The sequence below is a fragment of the Tsukamurella serpentis genome (genome assembly GCF_054780975.1).
In genome coordinates this window covers 664,967-683,529 of the sequence record NZ_BAAGVH010000002.1, presented here as the reverse complement: position 1 = coordinate 683,529, position 18,563 = coordinate 664,967, and the positions used below count along the sequence as shown (strand labels likewise).

The following is an 18,563-nucleotide window of genomic DNA, read 5'->3' as shown; positions in this document are numbered from 1 at the left end:
TTCGGAATCCGGTCACGCCACCAGCCGGACGGTGGCCGCGCCCCCGTCGGTCCGGACCGTGAGCATTCCCGGCTGCGGCTGGCTGAGCACCACATCCGCTTCGGCGACCGGCGAGATCCGCGGCGCCTCGATCCGCCACACCGTGCCCGACGGTTCCACCGAGCCCGGCGTCAGCCCGGACGCGGTCCCGTCGAGCACCGTCACCGTGTACCGGCCGGTGTCGACGGCCGCACCGTCGGGGTACCGCCAGCCCGAGATCCACAGGTCGTGCGGTGAACCCACCCAGGAGACCAGCGGTTCCCACATCGCGGGCCGGCCGGTGACCACCAGTACCCGGGCTCCGGTGGCCACCGCGCGCTCGACCAATTGCAACGCCGGATCGTCGGCGACCGCGGCCCACACCGTGCGCACACCCGGACCGTGCAGGCGCACCGCGACCGGGTTCCCCGCGGTGTCGCCACCGAGCACCTGCCCGCAGCCGGCCACCGGAATCTCCAGGCAGGACAGTGCTCCCACTACGCCGGACACCTCCCGGCCAGTCCGCCGGGGCGGCCGCGTCTCATCACCTGCGGGGAGTCGCCAGGCACCGACGCGGACTCGGTGGTCACCGTCGGCCCGCACGCTGATCGCCGCCCGGCCGCTGCCGCCCTCAGTGAGCAGGTGACGGAGGTCTCCCTGCGCAACTGCGCCGGGGTCGGCGTACTGCGCCTCCGGTGGTGCCCAGATGTGCTCCGCCGCCACCTGATCCGGCCGCAGGGGCGACGCCGTCATGCCCGCTTCGCGCAGCACGTCGACGGTGCGCTGGGCGGCGAGCGCGGCCACGCGCAACTGCGCCTGCGGTCCCCCGCCGCGCCGTCCGCAGGCAGCGGCGCAGGCCTGCGGGTCGACGGTGACCGCCAGCAGCACCTCGGCGGCGGACCACCGCGCCAGCGGCCCGAGAAGCTGCTGGTACCGCAGGAGGGGCCGGACTGCCGTGCCGGGAGCGCGACCGCCCGTGATCAGGACGTCGATCCGGGACAGTGGGGTGTCGGTGTGCTGCAGGAGGTGCGCGATCCGCTCGAGCGGTAGCCCACCCTGCTGCGGGGCGAGCAGGGATACCACCTCCGGGCGTGACGGTGCGATGCGGATCAGGCAGGTCAACAGCCGATCCGTGCGCCGAACCCCGATCTCGCCACCGCCGGATCGCGGCGCCGCCTCGACACCGGTGCGCCGTTCGCGCCGGACCGTCAGACGCGCGGCGAGGCGTTCGGCAGTGGATGCGGACCGATAGCGGGCCAGCGCGCCGCTGCCGACCAGCAGCGCTGCGGCAGCGGCCGCCCAGTGCGGGGCGCCCGCGGCGGCGAGTCCCAGTGCGGCACCGCCCGCGGCTGACTCGGCGAGCAGCACCGCGCCGGTCGAGGGCCATTGCGAGCGATCGAATCGCCCGGGCGCGACGAACCGGTCGGCCGACTGGACCTGGTGCATGTGACATCCCCCTCGGACTCGGCCGTCTCCCCCCGAAACGTCGTGCCGTGAGCCGAAAGTACCGTACGCTCGGCGCCAGAACGGCGGCTTCGGGGGAAGTCGCCGGCTTGCATCGTCGGGGGCGATCAATCATGAGGAAACAGCTGACCACGCGTGCGCAGGTGAGCGGGTACCGGTTCGTCCTGCGCCGAATGGACCATGCACTCATCCGGCGTGATCCGCGGATGATCTCCGACCCGATGGCCTCTCAATCCCGGTCGTTGCTGGTGGGCCTGGTCCTCGCCCTGGTGGTCACCGGAGGCTGCGGAATCCTGGCGCTGATCCGGCCGCAGGGCGCAGTCGGAGACGCGAAGATCGTGCTGGCCAAGGAATCCGGTGCACTGTACGTGCACCTCGATGATGTCCTGCATCCCGTCACGGGACTGGCCTCCGCTCGCCTGGTGGTGGGAGAGGCGGCCGCGCCGGTCCCGGTCAAGGACGGTCGGCTCAACGGCTACACACGCGGCCCCGAAGTGGGGATAGTCGGCGCTCCGGCACAGATCCTGGGCCCACGGACGGCATGGCGGGACGGCGCGCAACCGTGGCTGCTGTGCGACCGCACGATCGTCGCGCCCCCGGATCAGCCCGCAGCGCCGGACCGGCTGGAGACGTCCGTGATCGCCGACCCGCCCGCGTCCGGTGCCGACGACGGTGCGGTGCTGGTACGCCGCGGTGAGCAGAGCTTCCTCCTCCTGCGCGGACTGCGGGTGCCGGTGGACCCGTCCGATCCGGTGACCCGGCGGATCACCGGTCTCGACGGGAGCCGGGGCCGGCCGGTGAGTGCGGCATTGCTGAACGCCTTCCGGTTGGCCGATCCGCTCGCGGTGCCGCAGATCCCCGGCCGCGGAGGCAGATCCGTGCTGCCCGGTGTGACGATCGGTGAGGTGGTGCGGGTGGCGGACGCCGACCGGGACAGGCTGTACGCGGTGCTCGCCGACGGACTGCAGCCGGTGGGTGCGTGGGCCGCCGACCTGATCCGTGCCGGAGACCCGACCGGTGCTCCGATCTCCACCGTGGCGGCTTCGACGGTCGCCGCCGCCCCCACTGTGAGGTCGCTACCGGTGCGGGATCTGCCCGACCATCGACCGCAGATGCGCTCACTGCGGGAGGCGCCGACGCTGTGCGCGGCGGCCTCCGCGGATGGAAGTGGCGGCGGCACCGTCGAACTGCGCACCGGTCCAGGTACTCCCGCGCCCGGTAGCACGGTCGTGCTGGCCGGTGCCGACGCCGGCGGTGACGCCCTCGATGCCGCGTACGTCCCTCCCGGCACCGGTGAGTACGTGGTGGCCGCCGAACCAGGCGGAGAACGGCGGGACGGCCTGTACTACGTCTCCGATTCCGGTGTCCGTTACGGTATCCCGGACGTTGCGACTGCGCGGACGCTGGGGCTCGCTCACCAGCCGCGGCCGGTGCCGTGGTCGGTGCTGTCGGCATTGCCCGCAGGCCCCGACCTGAGCCGGCGCGCTGCGGCTGTCACGCGCGATGGAACGCCGATCGCACTCTCACACTGAGGTGTTCAGAATTCGATCTCGATCAGCGGCGGGTCAGGCACACCGCGGCGGCGGCTACGAGCATCAGGGCCACGCCCGCCAGGGAGGTGTTCCGGGCCAGCGTGTCCTCCGGTCGCGGCCGGGCGGTGTCGAACCGGCCCTCCCGGCCGGCCCGGTCGGGAAGATCGGCGGTCACCGCTGCCACCGGGTCGACGATGCCCGCACCACCCATCGCCGCGGAGCGCCGCGCGGTGGCGAGGATCCGGGTGCGCACCTGCGCGGCGGTGAGTTGCGGGTAGCGGGCGCGGACCAGCGCCGCCACCCCCGCCACATAGGGCGCGGCGAAACTGGTTCCGGCGAGCGGTCCGACACCGTCGCGGGTGAGCTGAGCGTTCGCAAGTCCGGCGCCGCGCGGTTCCAGGGTGGTCACGTCTGTACCCGGTGCAGCCAGGGTGACCCATGGCCCGGCCAGGGAGAACGACGCGGCCCGGCCGTCCGGCTCGGTGGCGCCCACGGTGAGCACGTGCTCGGCGAAGCGCGCAGGTGAAGCGATCGTGACCGGCGCCGCGGGATCGTCGTTCTGGCTCGCACACGGACCGCCCGACGAGGTGTTTCCGGCCGCGGCGACCACCACCACGTTCCGCTCCGCCGCGTACCGCACCGCGCGGCCGAGGGCGTCATCACCGAGCGCCGCCGGACCGGCGGCGCAGGCGACCTCGGAGATGTTGATCACGGTGGCGCCCAGATCCACCGCACGCACGACGGAGAAGGCCATGGTGGTGACGTTGCCGTGACTGTTCACGCCGCGCTGCTGGGCTTCGAAAGCGGCGCTGGCCTGGCGGATCGCGATGATCGACGCCGCCGGAGCCACTCCGGCGAAGGCATCGCCGGGCGCCGGTCGGGCCGCGATGATCCCGGCCACCGCGGTGCCGTGCGCATCGCAGTCGTCGCGGCCGTCGCCGGACGAGACGTAGTCACCGCCGGCGATCACCTCGCCGAGCCGGGGATGCGGGCTGACTCCGGTATCGATGACGGCCACCTTCTGTCCTTCGCCACGGGTCAGCCGCCACACCTGATCGAATCGCAGGGTGCGCAGCGCGTGGTCGGCGCGCGAGTAGTCGGTTCCGGGACGGGTGCGCAGCGTATTGCACTGGGTGCGTTGGACGGTCGGCGCCAGCGGGGCGACCGGGCCCCGTGGGGCACCGTCGGGCGGTGGTTCGGCGGCGGTCGGGATCGCCGGTGCCGCGAGGACGAGCGCGGTGAACGCCGTCGCGGCGCGCAACGGCCGCCCGACCCGCTTCATCACAGGTTCCGGACCGTCGCGTACACGTCCCACACCCACCCCAGCAGGGGTCCGGCCGCTGCGATCACCAGATACTCTCCGAGCTCGGCGATCCGGCGCTGCACCGGACTGAAGGTGATCCGCGGGGCCGCCGCTCCGCAGGCCACGGCGATCACCGCGATCGCCAGCAGCGCCGACAACCCGACCACGGGCAGATCCGGTTGGGCCCGGGCCAGGCCGGTCGCCGTCGAGACGGCCATGACGGCTCCACTGAGCACCGCCGAAGCCGCCTGCAACGGCTCCGAGTGGGTACGCCCGCGCAGGCTGAACGCGATCGCCATGACCAGCGTGAATGCGATGTGGTGGGCGGGTGCGCCGGTGCGGGCCGCCCACGCGCCGGCACCCATCCCGAGGACGGCGCAGGCGCCCGCGACGGACGCACCGACCGTGATGCCGGTGCACACCGACTGCGCGAGCACCGCCCGGTGCGGACCGGGCCGCGGTTCCTCCGCAGCCGGCCCCAGTCCCGACGCGACCGCCCCGACACCGGCCACCGTCGGTGGTGGGTCGTCGTCGATCGGATCGATCCGTTCCCCGGCCGCCGGAACCCGGGGCAGCGGCAACCGGGCCGCGACCGCACCCAGCCGGGCGGCGAAGACCAGCAGCAGATACGCCAGCACGGTGCCGGTGGCGGCGATAGCGGCCCGATCCGGCACCCACAGTGCGGCGAACGCCGCGAGAGCCACCAGCACCGAGGTGGTGAGGACCGCGGTGTGCAGCACTGTTCCCCGGGCTGTGAAGCGCAGTGCGATGAGCGCGGCGAGAGCGCCGCACGCCGCTGCGAGCAGCGCCTGCGGCGGTCCGTCGCCCCCGCCGGAGACCACCGGGACGACCACTGCTCCGGTGGCGGAGGCAGTGGCCGTGGCGTATCCGGCGAGCACTGTCGGCATCGGTCCGGGCTCGCTCATCCGCCGCGCACTGAGTATCGAGCCGGTCAACAGGACGATGGTCGTTGCGCCGCACCACAGCTGCGCCAGCAGCGCACCCGCCGGGTTCGAGCCTCGGGATCCGCCGAGCCCCAGCGAGATCACCACCGTGGCGCACACCGTCAGTCCCAGCACCGCCAGCCCGCAGGTCCGCGCCGTCCGCTCGTCCCAGCGTCGCCCCCGGGCGAGATCAGCCGCGGTGGAATCGAAGACGTCGTCGAAGACCGGAGGTGGCGGCGGGGCTTCCGATACGTACAGCACCAGCAGGGCACCGTCGGAGATTCCGGCGTCGGCCGGTGTCTGCGAGCCGGGTAGCGGATCAGCGCCGACGGTGCCGAGCCGCCAGGGCCGCGACCACGCCGCCTCAGCGGAACCGGAGATCCGGTCACCGAACAGGCGAAGCAGCTCCGGGATCAGTACCTCGGTGGGCATGTGCAGCGGTACCGAGACATCGACCTGCGCCTGCCCGCACAGCACCGAGACCCGGCTCAGCCGCGTCACCTCGGCATCGGTGTTCTCGGCGACTTCGGTCATCGCGACTCCCTTCGGTTCCCCGCCGCGGGCGTGGACGGTCCCGCATGAATTGGACGCACCTGCACCCCGAACGGTTCCCGATCGGCGGACCGCGCAGCGATCGCACCGAATCCGCCCGGATCCGGCCGGCGCGGTGTTAGGTGGTGGCACGGCGGAGCGTGGGGGCGCACCGCGGATCGGGGAGGGGCGATCGTGGCTGAAACGGTGTTCGAGCCGGTCACAGAGGGATTCGCACGCAAGCAGCGGCTCGCACCTCCGCGCACACCCGGCGGAGAGGTGGCGCTGCAGGCGCCGCCGGAGATTCCGCGCGCGGTGCCGGGTGGGCTCCTCGGCAAGTTGCTGCCGGTGGTGATGGTGGTCGCCGTGATCGGCATGATCGCGCTGATGGTCACCTCGGGAGGCTCGATGATGGCCAGCCCGTTCATGATGATGTTCCCGCTGATGATGCTGATGTCGATGTTCGGCATGTACGGCATGAACAATCGCAGCTCCGGCGCCTCGGCGGCCGAGCTCGACGAGGACCGCAAGGACTACCTGCGCTACCTGGGACAGATCCGCGGCCAGGTCCAGCGCACCCGGACCGAGCAGCGCGCCGCGCTCGAATGGACCCACCCGGACCCCGCGGCGCTCCTCGGTTGCGCCGGCACCCGGCGGATGTGGGAGCGCCGCCCCACCGACCCGGATTTCCTGCACGTGCGGGTCGGCGTCGGCAGCCAGCGCCTGGCAACCCGGCTGGTACCACCCGAGACCGGTCCGCTCGAAGACCTCGAACCCGTTTCGACGGTGGCGCTGCGCACCTTCGTCCGGCACGGCGCGTCAGTGCCCGGTCTCCCGGTCGCGGTGGCGCTGCGCGGATTCCCCGCCGTCGGCCTCGACGGTCCGCGTGGGGCGGTGCTGGGCGCCGTCCGTGCGATGCTGCTGAGCCTGACTGTGCTGCACGGCCCCGATCACGTCCGGATCTTCGTCGCCACCAGCGAAGTGGACGACCCCGAATGGGGATGGCTCAAATGGCTCCCGCACGTGGCGCACTCCGTGCAGTGCGATGCACTCGGACCGGCCCGTACCGTCTACGGATCGACCGGCGAGTTGGAGGAGGCGATCGCTCCCGAGCTCGCGGACCGGGGCGTCTTCGCGCGCTCCACTCCGCCGGATCCTGCACGCCCGCACCACGTGATCGTGCTCGACGCCGGCAGTCGCGTCACCCCGGGCGGGGTGTTGGACGTGGCAGCCGGGATCGACGGTGTCACCCTGATCGACCTCGACCCGCAGCCGGAGTCGCTGGCGGTGCGCGCCGGACTGCAGTTGGTTCTCGACGGCGACGGCGACGGCGACGGCGACAACGACGATGGCGGCGGCAGACTGGGTGCCCGCAGTAGCGCCGGGGTGGAGTTCTTCGCCCGCCCGGACGCGGTCACCGTCGGCGCGGCCGCCGTCACCGCCCGGGCCGTGGGGCGCTTCCGTCCCGCGTCGATGGCCGATCTGCTCGACTTCGACGCCGGCGGTGAACCGGGCGATCCCGGTCTGCCCGCATTGATCGGCATCACCGATGCGGCGGCGATCACCCCGGACAGCGTGTGGCGCGAGCGCTCGGCCCGGGAACGACTGCGGGTACCGATCGGCGTGGGGCCGCGCGGTGAGCCGGTGGAACTGGACCTGAAAGAGGCCGCCGAGAACGGAATGGGGCCGCACGGACTGTGCATCGGCGCCACCGGCTCCGGCAAATCGGAGTTTCTGCGCACCCTGGTGCTGTCCATGGTGGCCACCCACCCGCCGGAGAACCTGAACCTGGTGCTGGTGGATTTCAAGGGTGGCGCCACCTTCCTGGGCCTGGAGAGCCTGCATCACGTCGCCGCGGTGATCACCAACCTGGAGGAGGAGATCGCGATGGTCGACCGGATGCGCGATGCCCTCTCCGGCGAGATGAACCGCAGGCAGGAGGTCCTCCGGCGGGCGGGGAACTTCGCCAACGTCGGCGAGTACGAGCGGGCCCGCCGGGACGGGGCGCCACTGGATCCGTTGCCGGCGCTGGTGGTGATCGTCGACGAGTTCTCCGAACTGCTCGCGCAGAAGCCGGATTTCGCGGAGTTGTTCGTCGCGATCGGGCGGCTGGGCCGCTCCCTGCACATCCACCTGCTGCTCGCCTCTCAGCGACTGGAGGAGGGCAAGCTCCGCGGATTGGACTCGCACCTGTCGTACCGGATCGGACTCAAGACGTTCTCCGCCAGTGAATCCCGGGCGGTGCTCGGGGTGCCGGACGCCTACCAGCTGCCGTCGACGCCCGGAGCCGGCTACCTGAAGTTCGACGCCGACCCGCCGCGCCGCTTCCACGCCAGTTACGTCTCGGGGGAGTACGTGCCACCGGATGTGCGGGTACCGTCCGCTCACTTCGGTGCGCTCGGAGTGGCGACGGTACGTGAGTACCGCAATGCGCCCGCGCCGGTCGAACCCATTGCGGATGTGTTCGCCGCACCGCTGCACCATGATCCGGATCCGGCACCCCAGTCGCAGGGGGCCGGGCGGGCACCGTCGGTGCTGCAGACGATGGTGGCCCGGCTCGCCGGGCACGGTCTACCGGCGCACGAGGTGTGGCTGCCTCCGCTGGACGACTCGGCCGCCGTGGGTGAACTCGCGGAGCACCTGCGCCGAACCGACGCCACGGCACTGCGGGTGGCGATCGGCGTGGTCGACCGTCCCTACGATCAGCGCCGGGATCTGCTGGTAGTGGACCTGTTCGGGGCGCAGGGCAACGTCGCGGTGGTCGGTGGACCGCAGTCGGGCAAGTCCACCGCGCTGCGTACCGTGATCGTCTCGGCCGCACTGAGTCACACCCCGCGTCAGGTGCAGTTCTACGTCCTGGACTTCGGCGGCGGCTCGCTGGCCGGTCTCGACGGGGTGCCGCACGTCGGGTCGGTGGCCGGACGGCTCGATCCGGACCGGGTGCGGCGCACCGTCGCCGAGGTCACCGGGCTGATCCGGCGGCGTGAGGCGGCCTTCCGTGAGCACGGCGTGCAGTCGATGGAGCAGTACCGCGAGCACCCGGCTTCCGACTCGGACCCGTTCGGTGACGTCTTCCTGGTGATCGACGGCTGGCAGGTGCTGCGCACCGAGTTCGAGCCGTTGGAGCCGCAGGTGAACGCGATCGCGGCGCAGGGCCTGTCGTACGGTGTGCACCTGGTGGTCTCCGCCGCCCGGTGGGGCGAGATCCGGCCGGCGGTCAAGGACCAGTTGGGTACCCGGATAGAGCTGCGACTCGGCGACCCGATGGATTCGGAGATGAGTCGCCGGGTGGCCTCACTGGTCCCGATGGGGCGGCCCGGGCGCGGTATCACCGCGGAGCATCTGCACATGCTCATCGCTCTGCCCTGCGCGGTGCTCGACGCGGAACCGCCGGCGGCGCAGCGGGCCACGGTCGCAGATCTGGCAGGGCGGTGCTCCGAGCGTGCACCCGAGGTGCGGATGCTCCCCGATCTGATTCTGCGGGATCGGATCCCGGTTCGCCGGGACGCACCTCCGACGCACGCGGTGTTCGGGGTGGGCGAGTCCGAACTGGCAGCGGCGACCCTGCACTTCGAGACGCAGCCGTTCTTCCTGATCCTGGGGGATTCGGAATGCGGGAAGACCGAGGCGCTGCGCACGCTGATGGCTTCGCTGGTCGCGAGTGGCGGCCCGGAGCAGACGAAGATCGTGTTGGTGGACTACCGGCGCACCCTGCTCGGCGTGGTCGACGGCGATCACCTGGCCGGGTATGCGACCTCATCGGATGCGCTGAGCCCCATGGTCACTCATCTGGTGCGGATCCTGCGCGAACGGTGTCCCGGCCCGGATGTGACACCGCAGCAGCTCAAGGACCGTTCGTGGTGGACCGGACCCGACGTCTACCTGGTGATCGACGACTACGACCTGGTCGCGAGTGCCGCGGGTAATCCGCTGGCGCCGTTACTGGAACTGCTGCCGCAGGCCCGCGACATCGGGCTCAAGGTGATCATCGCGCGGCGCAGTGGTGGACTGGCACGTGGTCTGTACGAGGCCTTCCTGGCCCGGATCCGGGACCTCGCGGCCGACGGTCTGGTGATGAGCGGATCCCGTGAGGAGGGAACCGTTCTCGGTACGGTCAGGATGTGCCCCATGCCACCCGGTCGCGGCACCTGGGTCTCCCGTGCCCGCGGCACGGAGTTGGTCCAGGTAGCCCTGGTCGCCGAACCCGACCGGAGCGGTCCGTCATGAACCGCTCTGCTGGCTGGGGCCGGCGTCGTCGGGCTGGATCAGGCGGAACCCGGAGCGTTCACGCTCCATGAACCGTCGCTCGTAGACCCCCTCGATGCGCTTGCCGTCGAGCGTCGCGGACAGGTGCAGGCGGTCACCGTCGAGCCGCGCCGTGACCGGGATCGCAGTGTCGTTCTTGCGTTTACGGATCTCCAGTACGTCACCCTTGAGCTCCATCTGCCAGGCGGTGGTGTAGCCCGACGGTTCCTGGGTCACCACACTGTCGTAGGTCGTCGAGAGTTGTTTGAGGGCGCCCACGGAATCACTGCCGCGCAGGGTGATCGCCACATTCGACCACGGAGCCGGGCCGGTCTGCGTCAACGACGCCGGAGCGCCGTCGACGGTGAACGAGGTGGCCCGCCACACCCCGTCCAGCGGGGAGCGCACCGAGTAGAAGGTGTACGCGGTCACGGCACCGTTGACCGTCATCAGCAGCAGCATCAGGGCCGCAGCGCCGAATTTGACCAAGTGGCCGCAGATCCGCGCCCACGCTGCGCCGCCACCCGCAACGGGGAGCGCGGCGACCGGGGGACCCGGCGGGCGGTTGAGCGCGACTCGCAGTAGGTTCGGCAGGAACGGCCACGTCAGCGCGACCGCGACGATCAGCAACTGGCCCGAGACGATCTTCACCGGGACGTCGTAGAACAGATTGAGTGCGAAGACCTGCCCCATGGCCACGATCGCCAGCAGCGCGCCGATCACTGAGGTACGCCGCCACAGCAGCAGGATTCCCGCGACCAGTTCCACTGCACCGGTGAGGATCATGTACGGGACCGAGGCCCCCATGAAACCCCAGAGCGTGTTGAACAGGCTGGTGTCGCCGGTGAGCTGCAGTTGGTGCGAGGGCAGCGCCATGAAGCCCATCTGGGTGGGGATCACCTTCGCGATGCCGTAGATGAGCATCGACACCGCGAGACCGAACCGGGCCAGCACGCCCAGCAGGCCGAGCAGTGAGCGGTAGTTCGGGCGATCGCGGTCGAGCGCAGTCCACACCGCAACGATCACCAGACCCACCACGATCGTGCCCAGGTGCATGCACCACGTCCACAGGCCGTCGCCGCCGGCGCTGAGCACCACGTCCACGCCCTCGCCGCGGGTGAGGTAACTGCCGATCTGGGCCAGAACCCACCACACGCCGGTGAACTGCCACACCATCGCCAGCCCGACGTTCCCGTAGATCGACAGCAGCAGGATGCCGCCGCCGATCACGAACAACAGCCGGAAGGCTAGCTTGCGAGCGTTCGACCAGTGCGGCTGCGGCAAGGGCGGGGCGGTGGGAGAAGCAGAGTGCGGGGTGGTGGGAGAAGCAGAGTGCGGGGTGGTGGGAGAAGCAGAGTGCGGGGTGGTGGGAGAAGCAGCGGGCGGGGCGGTGGACGAAGTGGGCGGAACCGCGGGAGAAGCAGCGGGTCCGGCGGGACTCTGCGGTGCGCTCATGGCCAAATCGTATGGCTGACTCATCACTGCTCCAAGTGACAGATGTAATGGGGCATCACGGGAAATCGAGGGTCGGCGCATCGTCGTCGGGGACGGGGTGAGTGAACCTCAGCCCCTCGGACTCCCGCTTCATCGGACGCCGTTCGTACGTGGCCGCGATCTCGCGTCCGCCGACCCGGCCGGTGATGGCGAGGCGATCCCGGCCGGGCTGTGTGTAGCGCAGCACGGTCTCCGGCCCGGACTTGCGAGTCTTCGCGGTGAGGGTGTCGCCGCTGATCTCGAGTTGCCACGGCGTCACGCGCGCGGCGGTGTCCTGCGTGACCAGGACCGTGTAGGTGTCGCCGGCGGCCTTCCACATCCCGCGGCCGCGGTGGGTGATCGCGAGGTTGATCCATACCGGGTCGGTGGCGAGGGTCGCCTCGCGGCCGTCCACCCGGAAGGAGGTGGTGTGCCAGACCCCGTCGAGGTCGCTCCGCGGCTCGGAGAGCGCGGACTTCATCATGACCCCGGCGGCCAGGCCGACGGCCGCGACGGAGACCACCGCGAGCGCTGCCACCGTCTTCCCGGTGCGGCGCAACCAGGTGATCTCGGCGCCGGCGGCCCGCCAGAGCGCGCCCATCGGCGCGGCCGGGTGGCCGAGTCCCACCCGAACCAGGTTGATCCACTGCGGCGCCAGCAGGCCGATCGCGATCAGCAGGAACTCGAAGCAGAGGAACTTCACCGGCACGTTGTAGAAGACGTCCACCAGCAGGACCTGGGTCATCGAGACGATCGCCCCGAGCGCGCCGAGGATCCAGGTGCGCCGGGACAGCAGCAACAGCCCGGAGACCAGTTCCACCAGCCCCGTCGCGATCGAGTAGCCGTCGGAGGCTCCCATGAACCCCCAGAGCACGTTCATCCGGCTGACGTCGCCCGCGGCCTGCAATGCGTACGTGGGCAACTGCATGAAGCCCATCTGGACGGGGATCGCTTTGCTCAGGCCGTAGAAGATCAGCCCGGCCGCCAGCGCGGTCCGACCCACCTGCCAGAGCAGGCCGGCGAGGCTCCGGTAGTCGCGGCGATGCCGGTCCAACAGTGTCCATACCGCCGTGATCACCACCGCCACCACCGCCCAGCCGATGTGGTACTGCCAGATGCCCATGGAATCGCCGGAGTTGCTCCGGGCCGGAAGTTGCAGTTCGGTCCCGGTGACCAGCGCCCCGATCCGCGCGAACGGGCCCTGCACGGTAGGCATCACCGGTGCGAACTGGAGGCTGCCGAACACCGCGAGCACGATCAGCCCGCCGCCGAGGCTGAACAGGAATCGGAAGGCCGTCCGCTGTGTGGGCGTCCAGGCGGGTGGGGTCTCGGTGACGGGGGCGGACGGTGCCTCGTCCGGGGTGCGCAGGCTCACGCCCCGAAGGCTATTTCCGCAGCACCGGCGGGCACATCGGGGAAATCCCGGGACCGGACCCCGACGTTTCCGCAGCTTCGTCCGGCGGTGTCCGGCGCGGACCCGCCCGGTCGGTGTGCCGATCCGCGCACCGTCGTACGTTTTGACCTGCGGTGGGCCGGACGCGTAAGCTGGTTCGCTGGTGTGTGGCGCCGTGCTGCCCGCCGACCGGAAGGTCGTCGGGGGTGCGGAGTCGGGTCCCGGGTCTCCGTTGGTCGCCGGGAGTTCCCTCGCCGCGCACAGGACCGGCACCGAACCGACTAAGCAGAGGATCTCCTGTGCCTACTTACACCCCCAAGGCGGGTGACGTGACCCGGCAGTGGCACGTCATCGACGCTTCTGACGTGGTGCTCGGCCGCCTCGCCGTCGCAGCGGCCAACCTGCTGCGCGGCAAGCACAAGCCGACCTACGCCCCCAACGTGGACAGCGGCGACTACGTCATCATCATCAACGCCGAGAAGGTCGCCCTCTCCGGCGCCAAGCTCACCGATAAGCGGCACTACCGCCACTCGGGCTTCCCGGGCGGCCTCAGCTCTCGCTCCGTCGGTGAGGTGCTCGGCTCCAAGAACCCCGAGCGCGTGGTCGAGAAGGCCGTTCTGGGCATGATCCCCAAGAACAAGCTGGGTAGCGCCATCGGCGGCAAGCTGAAGGTCTACGCAGGCCCGAACCACCCCCACACCGCGCAGCAGCCGGTTCCCTACGAGATCAAGCAGGTGGCGCAGCAGTGAGCGAAACCATCGACAGCGGCGAGAACTTCGCGTCCGACGCGGAAGTCATCCCCAACGAGTACACCACCGAGACCGAGGCCACCGTCGAGACCCGCGCCCCGCGCGGTCCCGTGGTCGTCGAGCGTCCCGTGCAGACCGTCGGCCGCCGCAAGGAGGCCGTCGTGCGCGTGCGCCTGACCGCCGGCACCGGCAACTTCGTGCTGAACGGCCGCACCATCGAGGACTACTTCCCCAACAAGCTGCACCAGCAGCTGGTGAAGTCCCCGCTGGTCACCGTCGAGCGCCTCGAGTCCTTCGACATCGCCGCCAACCTCACCGGTGGCGGCCCCTCGGGTCAGGCCGGTGCGCTGCGCCTGGCCATCGCCCGCGCGCTGATCGAGGTCTCGCCCGAGGATCGTCCGGCGCTCAAGCGCGCCGGCTTCCTCACGCGTGACCCGCGTGCCGTCGAGCGGAAGAAGTACGGCCTGAAGAAGGCCCGTAAGGCTTCGCAGTACAGCAAGCGCTGATTGCAGGCTTCCACCAGGGCAGGCACCCGCATCCGTGCGGGCGCCTGCCCTGGTTTCGTTTCCACCCTTCGTGACCACAGTTGTGAGGTAAATCCATGGGGCGTCTGTTCGGGACCGACGGTGTACGCGGCCTGGCGAACAAGGATCTGACCGCCGATCTGGCTCTGCGCCTGTCAGCGGCCGCTGCGGCGGTGCTCGGCGCACACGACCTGCAGGGCGCTACCCGGCCCTTCGCCGTCGTCGGCTGGGACCCCAGGGCATCGTCGGAGATGCTGTCCGCGGCCGTCGCGGCGGGCCTGACCAGCGCCGGTGTCGATGTTCGTCTGGTGGGTGTGATGCCCACACCGGCCGTCGCGCATCTCACCGCCGAGTACGACGCGGCGCTCGGCGTGATGATCTCCGCCTCGCACAATCCGATGCCCGATAACGGCATCAAGTTCTTCGCGCGCGGTGGGCACAAGCTCGAGGACGCGCAGGAGGACGCGATCGAGGCGGCCATGGACGATCCTCAGCCGCCGCGCCCCACCGGCGCCGCGATCGGCCGTGTGGTCCGGGCCTTCGACGCCGTGGACCGGTACGTCGCCCACCTCGAATCGGCGGTGCACCACCGGTTGACCGGCCTGAAGGTGGTCGTGGACGCCGCCAACGGCGCCGCCTCCGCCGTCGCCGCCAAGGCCTACCAGGACGCCGGGGCCACCGTCGTCGCGATCCACGACGCCCCGGACGGGCTGAACATCAACCGTGACTGCGGCTCCACCCACCTGCAGAGCCTGCAGGCCGCGGTGGTCGAGCACGGCGCCGACCTCGGTCTCGGGCACGACGGTGACGCCGACCGCTGTCTCGCGGTGGACGCCACCGGCCGGATCGTCGACGGTGACGCGATCCTGGCGATCCTCGCGATCGCCATGGATGAGGCCGGTGAGCTGACCGATCACACCCTGGTCGCGACCGTGATGAGCAACCTCGGTCTGCACCTGGCCATGAAGGCCGCCGCGATCACCCTGCGGACCACCTCCGTGGGCGACCGCTACGTGCTCGAGGAACTGCGCACCGGCGGCTACGCGCTCGGCGGCGAGCAGTCCGGCCACGTGGTCCTACCGCACCTGGGTACCACCGGTGACGGTGTGCTCACCGGTCTCAAGCTGATGGAGCGGATGGCGCAGACCGGATCGTCGCTGGCCGAGCTGGCGTCGGTGTTGACCGTGCTGCCGCAGGTCCTGGTCAACGTGCGGGTGGTGGACAAGGCCGCCGCCATGGCCGACGGTGCCCTCACCGCCGCGCTGGCCGCGGAGGAGGCCGCGCTCGGTGAGGCGGGCCGGATCCTGCTGCGCCCGTCCGGAACCGAGCCGCTGGTGCGGGTGATGGTGGAGGCGCCCACCGAGGAACTCGCCCGCGGTACCGCGGAGCGACTCGCCGGGCTCATCTCCTGAGCAATCTCGAAACGTTTTCATCGACCGGTACCCTGTAGCAATGACCGGCTACCGCGGGGTGCTCTTCGACTTCTCCGGAACGCTGTTCCGGCTCGAACCCGAGCCGGGGTGGTTCACCGGTGTCCAGGACCGCGAGGGCCGACCGCTCGACGCCGCCGCGCAGCGCGAACTGCTGCACCGGATGACGGTCCCCGTCGGGCCGCCGGTGCCGATGGAGGGCGCCGCACTGGCCACCTGGCACGCCCGTGACCTCAGCTCCACCGATCACCGCGGCGCGTACCTCGACGTCCTGGAGCAGTCCGGGGTGTTCGACCGCGAGCAACGCGAGCGGCTCTACGGTGAGTTCTCCGATCCGCTGAACTGGACCGCCTATCCCGACACCGGCCGCGTCCTGGCCGCGGTGCGGGAATCCGGCCGCAGCGTGGGCGTGCTCTCGAACATCGGCTACGACATCCGCCCCGCCTTCCGGCGCGAGCGCATCGAGGACCTGGTGGACGCGTTCGTGCTGTCCTTCGAGGTGGGATACGCCAAGCCCGATCCGGAGGTCTTCCGGGCCGCGTGTGCCGAGCTGGGTCTGCCGCCGGAGCAGGTGCTGATGGTCGGCGACAGCGCCGAGGCCGACGGTGCCGCGGCCACGATCGGCTGCGGCTTCACCCGGGTCGAGCCGCTTCCGGTCGACCAGCGGCCGTCCGGCCTGCTCGACGCGGTACGCGCGGCCGGCGCCCTCACCTGATCGGGAACCGATCACCGGCCCGGCGCGTCCAATGTATGACGGGGACGTGCGAGTGACGGGGGACGGCCATGGGCACGCGGATCGACGCCGCTGCGGTGGCGCGCAGCGGCGGCAGCTACCAGGCGGCGGCGGACGCGCTGGGCACCGTCGGCGGCCGGATCCGTGGGTACACCGCCGAGCCGGGGGATTTCGGCCGGAACTACCGCACCGAGGGGCAGGCCTACGGTTCGGCGCTGTCCGGGCTGGCGCGGGCGGTGGACGCCTGGCGTGACGGCGCCCGGGCGTGCGGTGGCGGACTGCAGACCTCGGCGACGGCGCACGTGCGGACCGATGCCGCGGGGGCGGTGGGGATCTCCCGTGGCTGACCGGACCGTCGACGATCTGCTCGACGCCGGAGCGGCTTCGCTGCAGTACTTCAAGGTGATGCTCGACATCGCCGCAGCGATCTCCACTCGCGATTGGCCCGACTGGACCGATGGGGTGTGCCGCCCCTACGACTTCGAGCGCGGGATCGACCTCGCGGCTCTGCGCGGTGACGCCTCGATGCTGCGCGCCCAGGCCGCGGTGGCGAGGCGGGTGTGCACCGATCAGGCGGCGGCCAGCGGTGAGGTGGAACGCGCGTGGCCCGATGCCGCCGGACGGGCCGCGGTGCAGACGCTGGCGACCCACCAGCGACGCAGTGAACCGACGGTTGTGGTGCTGGAGAACACCGCAGCCGCAGCCGAGGGCGTGGCCGATGCGGTGGTCAAAGCGGTGTCCGGCAAGATCGACCGGCTCAGCGAGTTCAGCCAGTCCGCGCTGACGGTGGACGGGGTGGGACCCCTGGCGTCGATCGGCTCGTGGCTGGGCAACCCGGCGTCGGCGCACCTGCTGGCGAACCTCGCCGGCCAGCCGATGCTGGTGTTTCAGTTCGAGCAACAGTTGCAGCAGGACCTCAACCGGTTCTCCGCGATCATCACCGAGACCCGGGCGGCGATCCGCGATGCCTACGCGAAGGTGGCTGCGGCGGCGGGAGCGGCGGAGGCCGCGCCGTTCCCGGCACCGTCGTTCGGTCCGCTGACCGCCGGTGGGGTGGGGCTGGATGAACCGGCCGGGCCGGCGGCACCCGCCGGACCACGGTCCAGCGGTCTCGCTCCGGCGGCCGTGCCCCCGGTGGCCGGAACCGCAGCAACGTCCGGGGCAGGCCGGTCCGGTGGAGCCGGCGGTGGCATGACCGGCGGGACGGGCGGGACGGGCAGAGTGCGCGGCGGGGTTCCCGCGCCGGCAGCGACTCCGGCTGTACCGCCCGTGACGTCGCCCGCGGCCGCACCGGCAGCGGCCCCCGCTGCCCCGCCCGTGACCGCACCGACAGCGACCCCGGCGAGCACCGCACCGACAGCGACCCCGGCGGGCACCGCACCGTCGGGCGGCACCCCGGCGACGGGGCTCTCACCGGGTGCGATGCCCGCGGGCGGCCTCGGGACCGGCGCGCAGATGCCGGCCTGGCTCTCGAAGCTGCTGCCCGAGATCACCGACAGGCTCGGTCTGGGCCAGTCCGGTGAGCAGGGTGGGGGAGCCGGCGGACCGGCCGACAAGTCCGGCGACAGGCCGGGCGCCAAGGACTCCGCCGGGCCCGGCGCCGAGGACACCGCCGGGCGCAGCGGGCCGAAGACCGGGGACGGCGCCGGACCCGGCAAGGTGACGGCCACCCTGAGCCCGGACGGGAAGACCGTCGAGGTCACCGTCCGTAAGCCCGACGGCACCGAGCAGCACGCAACGCTCCGCGTCGGCGACGACGGCAAGCTCACCTGCGCGGACGCGACTGCGGACAGGTCCGAACCCACGGCGACCGCCCCGGAACCCGACGGCGCGCAGAAGCCGGTCGCACCGGAACCGGACCTCGTTAGGAGACCGGACCAGGCCCAGGAACCGGTGCCACCGGCGCCGGCCGGCAGCAACCCGAGCGGAAGTAGCCAGGGCGGAAGTAGCCAGAGCGGAAGTAGTCAGGGTGGCGCCACAGCCGGTACTGCGCCGAGCGCCGGTGCGCCGCCGATACCGGAACGGGCCCCGGACCACACCGCACCGGTGACGCCGCCGCCCTCCGCCCCTGCTCCCGGCCGAGCTCCGGGTCCGGCTGCGGGCGCTGCTCCGGGCCGCCCGGCCGGGCCCGGCGGGCAGGGGGCGAGGCCGTCCGCCGCTGCGGAGGAATGCCCGCCCGCCGAACCGGGCAGCGGAGCCGAGTTCGCCACCACCGTCCCCTAGG

General features: G+C 71.5%; 13 protein-coding genes. 8 read left to right on the top strand and 5 right to left on the bottom strand.

Translation table 11 applies throughout. The features are described from left to right. Nucleotides 1-12 precede the first annotated feature (12 nt). A complete protein-coding gene (locus ACYVHG_RS05610) occupies nucleotides 13-1,464 on the bottom strand; it encodes a type VII secretion protein EccE (RefSeq protein ID WP_461166431.1) in 1,452 nt (483 codons plus the stop codon). A 131-nt stretch (nucleotides 1,465-1,595) separates the two neighbouring features. Here ACYVHG_RS05610 and eccB point away from each other — a divergent pair, with 131 nt between their 5' ends. Then, nucleotides 1,596-3,014 carry a type VII secretion protein EccB gene (eccB, locus tag ACYVHG_RS05605; protein WP_461166430.1) on the top strand — a complete coding sequence of 473 codons (1,419 nt, stop codon included), beginning with the start codon at nucleotides 1,596-1,598 and terminating at the stop codon, nucleotides 3,012-3,014. A gap of 22 nt (nucleotides 3,015-3,036) precedes the next feature. Here eccB and mycP read toward each other — a convergent pair whose 3' ends face one another. Further along, complete coding sequence (gene mycP / locus ACYVHG_RS05600; RefSeq protein WP_461166429.1) at nucleotides 3,037-4,296, bottom strand: type VII secretion-associated serine protease mycosin; 1,260 nt, start codon at nucleotides 4,294-4,296, stop codon at nucleotides 3,037-3,039. Beyond that, entirely contained in the window at nucleotides 4,296-5,795 is a 1,500-nt protein-coding gene (eccD, locus tag ACYVHG_RS05595; protein ID WP_461166428.1) for a type VII secretion integral membrane protein EccD, read from the bottom strand. The genes mycP and eccD overlap by 1 nt, the downstream gene beginning before the upstream one ends. Before the next feature lie 192 nt (nucleotides 5,796-5,987). On the opposite strand from eccD, the gene eccCa reads away from it, so the two are divergent. Continuing rightward, nucleotides 5,988-10,019 carry a type VII secretion protein EccCa gene (eccCa, locus tag ACYVHG_RS05590; RefSeq protein WP_461166427.1) on the top strand — a complete coding sequence of 1,344 codons (4,032 nt, stop codon included), beginning with the start codon at nucleotides 5,988-5,990 and terminating at the stop codon, nucleotides 10,017-10,019. On the opposite strand, the gene ACYVHG_RS05585 is transcribed toward eccCa, so the two are convergent. Then, nucleotides 10,014-11,267: a hypothetical protein gene (locus ACYVHG_RS05585; protein WP_461166930.1), complete on the bottom strand. Its 1,254-nt coding sequence runs from the start codon at nucleotides 11,265-11,267 to the stop codon at nucleotides 10,014-10,016. The two genes, eccCa and ACYVHG_RS05585, sit on opposite strands and share 6 nt — an antisense overlap. Before the next feature lie 280 nt (nucleotides 11,268-11,547). Then, nucleotides 11,548-12,885, bottom strand: a complete 1,338-nt coding sequence (locus ACYVHG_RS05580) for a hypothetical protein (RefSeq protein WP_461166426.1) — start codon at nucleotides 12,883-12,885, stop codon at nucleotides 11,548-11,550. Nucleotides 12,886-13,202: 317 nt separating this feature from the next. Here ACYVHG_RS05580 and rplM point away from each other — a divergent pair, with 317 nt between their 5' ends. From rplM to ACYVHG_RS05550, 6 genes are all read left to right on the top strand, one after another. After that, complete coding sequence (gene rplM, locus ACYVHG_RS05575) at nucleotides 13,203-13,652, top strand: 50S ribosomal protein L13 (RefSeq protein WP_461166425.1); 450 nt, start codon at nucleotides 13,203-13,205, stop codon at nucleotides 13,650-13,652. Between the two features lie 47 nt (nucleotides 13,653-13,699). Continuing rightward, a complete protein-coding gene (rpsI, locus tag ACYVHG_RS05570; protein ID WP_461166929.1) occupies nucleotides 13,700-14,158 on the top strand; it encodes a 30S ribosomal protein S9 in 459 nt (152 codons plus the stop codon). Nucleotides 14,159-14,253: 95 nt separating this feature from the next. After that, nucleotides 14,254-15,588 carry a phosphoglucosamine mutase gene (glmM, locus tag ACYVHG_RS05565; protein WP_461166424.1) on the top strand — a complete coding sequence of 445 codons (1,335 nt, stop codon included), beginning with the start codon at nucleotides 14,254-14,256 and terminating at the stop codon, nucleotides 15,586-15,588. 40 nt (nucleotides 15,589-15,628) lie between these two features. Beyond that, complete coding sequence (locus tag ACYVHG_RS05560; protein ID WP_461166423.1) at nucleotides 15,629-16,321, top strand: HAD family hydrolase; 693 nt, start codon at nucleotides 15,629-15,631, stop codon at nucleotides 16,319-16,321. 68 nt (nucleotides 16,322-16,389) lie between these two features. Further along, nucleotides 16,390-16,686, top strand: coding sequence for a hypothetical protein (locus ACYVHG_RS05555; RefSeq protein ID WP_461166422.1), 297 nt, complete (start codon nucleotides 16,390-16,392; stop codon nucleotides 16,684-16,686). Continuing rightward, nucleotides 16,679-18,562 (top strand): hypothetical protein, encoded by a 1,884-nt coding sequence (locus ACYVHG_RS05550; protein ID WP_461166421.1) that lies wholly within the window; start codon nucleotides 16,679-16,681, stop codon nucleotides 18,560-18,562. Before ACYVHG_RS05555 ends, ACYVHG_RS05550 begins: the two co-directional genes overlap by 8 nt. Nucleotide 18,563: the final 1 nt, after the last annotated feature.